General features: G+C 66.3%; 5 protein-coding genes. All 5 read right to left on the reverse strand.

The features are described from left to right. Positions 1-456 (reverse strand): class I SAM-dependent methyltransferase (locus tag AC1DYI_RS27080; RefSeq protein WP_477207221.1); only part of this gene is annotated, 456 nt, incomplete at its 3' end. Between the two features lie 44 nt (positions 457-500). Next, positions 501-1,517: a MerR family transcriptional regulator gene (locus AC1DYI_RS27085; protein WP_477207225.1), complete on the reverse strand. Its 1,017-nt coding sequence runs from the start codon at positions 1,515-1,517 to the stop codon at positions 501-503. A gap of 59 nt (positions 1,518-1,576) precedes the next feature. Beyond that, positions 1,577-2,533 carry a DMT family transporter gene (locus AC1DYI_RS27090; protein ID WP_477207222.1) on the reverse strand — a complete coding sequence of 319 codons (957 nt, stop codon included), beginning with the start codon at positions 2,531-2,533 and terminating at the stop codon, positions 1,577-1,579. Between the two features lie 86 nt (positions 2,534-2,619). Next, a complete protein-coding gene (locus tag AC1DYI_RS27095; RefSeq protein WP_477207223.1) occupies positions 2,620-3,456 on the reverse strand; it encodes an AraC family transcriptional regulator in 837 nt (278 codons plus the stop codon). A gap of 50 nt (positions 3,457-3,506) precedes the next feature. Further along, entirely contained in the window at positions 3,507-4,343 is an 837-nt protein-coding gene (locus AC1DYI_RS27100) for a polysaccharide lyase family protein (RefSeq protein ID WP_477207224.1), read from the reverse strand. Positions 4,344-4,652 lie beyond the last annotated feature (309 nt).

The following is a 4,652-nucleotide window of genomic DNA, read 5'->3' on the forward strand; positions in this document are numbered from 1 at the left end:
CTCGAAGTCGACAGGCACGAAGGCGGTGTCACCGACGTCGAGGCCGGCAGCGCTGAGGGCAGCCTGTTTCCAGCGCTGCGTCGACGGATGGTCGACCTCGAACACGCGCAGGCCTTTTGCGGCATGCACGTTGCGCGCAGCAAAGGTGTCCAGCCCCGCGCCCAGCACCACGTACTGGCGCAKGCCCGCGTCGACGCGGCGCGCCAGTTCGTCTTCGGCCACGCGGCTGCGAGCCACCAGTGAGGCTCGCAAACCACGCGACATCGGATCGTTGCAGGTGAAGGGGTCGGCCCGCAGCGCGTCGGCCATCGTCTGGCCAAGCAATGGCAGTGCCACGGGGTCGTCGAGCACGATCGGCTCGTCGAGCAAGGCATGCACGGCACGCAGCGTCGCCACGCGCAAGGCTGTGCGGCTGGGCTCACCGCTGTGGATGATGTTGGCGTTCGGGGTGTTCATCGTTCGTGCTCCTTCATCATGGTTCGAAGCCGCACTGTGTGGCCTCACGCTGCGTGAGGGTCAAGCACGGCACTCGCCTCGAGCGCCTGGTAGATGTACTCGCGCACCTCGGTCGGCAGCGCCGCACCGGCGCGCAGCAACGGCTCGTTGGCATGGGCTTTCATCAGCCGCGCGCACAACGCCGGGTCGTTGCGGGTCAGGCGCGCCAACAGCCGGCGCCATGCGTCGACCGCCGGCTGGGCAGCGGGGTCTTCGGGCAGCGTGCCAGCCTGCATCAACGCATGGACTTGTTCGGTCAGCGCGCGCCAATCGGGCTGCATCGACTTGTCGAGCCGCTCGATGTCGTCGGCCGACAAATACTTGCCCAAGGTGGCCAGGCGCAACTGGATGGCCTGGTCGATGTAGTGCAGCGTGGCGCGGTCGATGCCGGCCTTGTTGCTGTTGGTGACCGGCTGCTCTTCCAGCATCTGGCGCCAACGCTCCAGCAGCCGGGTGTCGCCGCGCATCCAGCGCATCGTCAGGTCCATCCAGCGGCGTGCCAGCGGCTGCAGCTCGAGCGCATCAATGGGCACGCCCGCCTGCATTGCGGCCTTCACCTCAGCCACCAGCGGCGGCCACTCGGCCTCGGTGCGCGCCCAGTCTTCGAACAGGCGCTTGATCTCGTCGGCGCTGAAGTACTGCGCACAGGCATTCATCAGCGACAGGCCGCCCAGCCAATCATCAAGCCCCGGCTGGCTGCCGCTGGCGAGCAGCGAATGCATCAGCGTCAGCTTCGAGCGCAGCTGCTGGCTGCGCTCGATCTGCTCGTCGATCGCGGCGATCTGGCGCGCGATCAGTGCCGGCAGTGGTGTGCCGTGGCCGGCATCGAGCAGCGATGCAATCTCGGCCAACGCCAGCCCCATGCCACGCAGCGCCTGGATGCCGTGCAGCCGCGCCACGTCCTGGTCGTCGTACAGCCGGTAGCCCGATTCGGACCGGGCCGAGGGCTGCAGCAGACCGATGCTGTCGTAGTGATGCAGCGTGCGGATGGTGAGCCCGCTGCGCCTGGCCAACTCGCCCACTTTCAGCAAGCGTGCTCCCTGTGTCGGTTCAGTTCAGATGAGCGGCCGAGTATCAACCCTCACGCGGCGTGAGGGTCAAACGCCCGCCGGCCGCGGGGCTTTTCCGGCGGGGCAGCCAGCACCACCGCCAGCAGCACGCACGCGAGCCCCGCCCACTGGGCGACGCGGATAGTTTCGCCCAGCCACAAGGCCGACAACAGCAAGGCCGATACCGGCAACCAGGCCGTGGCCAGCGAGGCCCGCGTGCCGCTGGTACGGGCACTGCCGGCGTACCAGAGCAGGAAGCCGCCGACTGTYGGCACCCAGGCGTAGTAGGCGATCGCAGCGAGCGCAGGGGTGTTCAAAACAGAGGGTGATGCGTGCAGCATCAGTGACGCCGGGATCGCTGACAGCGCCAGGCCGCCTGCACTCATCAGCGTCGACAAAGCCAGCGCCGGCACCGGGGTGGTCAGGCGCTTGTTGGCGAGGATGAACAAGGCCTCGCAGCCGATGGCCGCCAGCACCAGCGCGATGCCTTGCCAGCGCTCGGGCGCGGCGGCGCCAGCTGCATCCGGCGAGGCGGCCACCACCATCACGCCGACAGTGGCCAGCACGACCGAGGCCGCCAGCCGCCAGCCCGGCCGTTCGCCGAGGAACAGCACCGACACCAGCGCCGACACGGCCGGCAAGGTGCCAGCGACGATGCCGGCATCGGCCGCGCCACAGCGCCTGACGCCTTCGATCAACAGCACCGTGTAGCCCACGCTGCCGGCCGCCGCTTGCAGCAGCAACAGAGCGCCATCGCGCCAACCCACGCGCGGCCAGCGCGCGCCGGTCCAGTACAWCAGCAGCAGAAACACCGGCAGCGCTGCGGCGTGCCTCAAGGCAGTGGCCAGGAAGGGCTCGACTCTCTGGCCGATCAGTTGGCTGGCAACGACGGTGCTGCCAACCACCACCATGGCCAGGCTGCACAGCCACTGGCCTTTCGCAGATTCACGGGACTCGCGGGACGCGAGCGATTCGGACGATACGGACATGCAAGACCTCTGAAGACATTCCAGGGTCCGCAGTCTCGCGACGCAAAGCGCCGCGGTCTTGAACGTGGTTGCAGCCGCGCTTGAGGCTAACGCGCCATCGCCTGCTGCCAGGCACCGGGCGTGAAGCCGAAGTGGCGGGCGAAGGTGCGCGTCATGTGGCTCTGGTCGGCAAAGCCGCAGGCCGCCGCCGCGCTGGCCAGGCCGGCGCCGTCGCGGATCAGGGCCCGCGCGCGCTCGGCGCGCTGCTGCAGCAACCACGCAAACGGCGTCAGGCCAAAAACCTTCTGGAACTGCCGCAGCAGCTGGAATTTGCTCAGCCCCGCAAGCGTGGCCAATTGCTCCAGGCTGGGCACGTCGAGCGGGTCGTCGCCGAGACGGTCGCGCACGGTCAGCATGCGGGTGGTGGCGATGCCAGCGCCCCCCTCCTGCGGCGCCATGGCCGTCGCGTGGCCTTGCAGCAGCAAGCCGCAGGCATGGGTCAGCGCCTCATCGCAGGCCAGCGCATCAGCGGGTGTGGCGGCGCCGGCATTCCAGCATTCCAGCCGGTCCAGCAGCAGGCGCAAGGCCTGGCCCAGACGGGCGTCGTGCACCACCGGGCGGATCAGCGCCATATCGGCCGGCACCTCGACCATCGAGCCCACGATCTGCGGCTCCAGGTAGACCATGCGCCAGCGGCGCGAGTCGGCGCCCAACGGCCGGCCGTCGTGCACTTCGCCCGGGTTGGTGGTGATCAGGTCGCCGGCGAATGCCTCGACATCGCCCTGCCCGCTGGCCGAGCGCTGCGCGCCCTGCTCCACCACGCCCAGCCCATAGGTGGCGTGCCAATGCYGCCCATAGTGGCGCGCACTGTCGATCCAGGTGCCATGCACGCCTTTCCAGGGCGAGCCGAGCACTCGGCAATGGTGGTGGGGCACATCAGCCATGGCGCGCATGATGCCCGAGGCCCCGCCACATCCGGGCTTCCGGCGTAGTGCTATGGCTTCTGGATGTCGCTCGGGCAATCTTTCTTGGCTGTTTCTGTCACGCACCAGTCGGCAAACAAAACGGTCTCGTCACGCAGGTACGAAATATTGTCCAGGCTGCGATAAATGCCCCATTTACCCCGGTTGTAGGAGGCGCCCGTTCGCCAGGTATCCAAGGTGCCGCTCTTCCACGACAACAGCGAGGCGCCATCGCTGAGCCTGCGCAGGTTCACCTGGATGTTGCCGTTGTCATCGTTCAAGATTCGGACATACGCCTCCACCCAGGTATTGATGAACGGCGCCAGATTGACCTCGGCCTTCACCCCGCTGTTGGACGAGCCGGTGTAGATGACCTGCAATTTGTTGGGACTGCCGGCACGTGGCGTGAGCGTCAAGATCGGCGAATCATCGTCACCGCCATAGGCCTTGACTTGGTGAATATGCGTGAAACTCGGCGAGGGCTGAAACCCCGCGGGCAGCTTGAACTTCCAGCGGTAGTGCGCCGTTTCACCACGGGTGTGTTGCTGGGTGGGCGAGCCCTCGGGCGACGTCYTGATCTCCACACGTTGCCGATCGGTGGCGGTGCACCTGTCGTCGTCCAGATCGCGGTGGATGTCGAAGGCAAAGACATTCTTCTTCAATTCGCTGTCGAATGCTTCGCGGATGTGCCGGACGGCATGCTTGCAATCCGGCACCTCGATCCCGAATTTCTTGGACTCGATCAGTTCATAGGTATTGCCGACACCATCAGCACTCAAGGTGACCGCGGCCTGTGCGGCGAATGTGCCTAGAAATACGGCTGCGCCAGCCCAATATCGAGCACTGAAAGCAATCGGGATATTTTTCATTGACGGACTTTCTGTACGGTTGACCCTAATGCCCCAAGAGGGGCGCTTTTCTCAATCCAGATGCTTCCGCCCGGCCCCATAGGCGTCAATCTGTAGATGTAACGACTTTCACGTCAGATCGTCGACCCCATGTCCGCCAATACAAGGCCCTTTACCGATCGGGAATATCGCGTGCGGCCCCCGCCGTCTTCGCTACAACTCGACACAGCGCCAGGGCATGAATATTCATACGCCCGCCAACCACGCGCCGCGCGTGAGCCGGACCACCCAATCCGCCAGCGTGGACTTGCGTTGACCCCACCTGTCGTG

This window comes from Ideonella sp. P3_A4 (genome assembly GCF_056403075.1).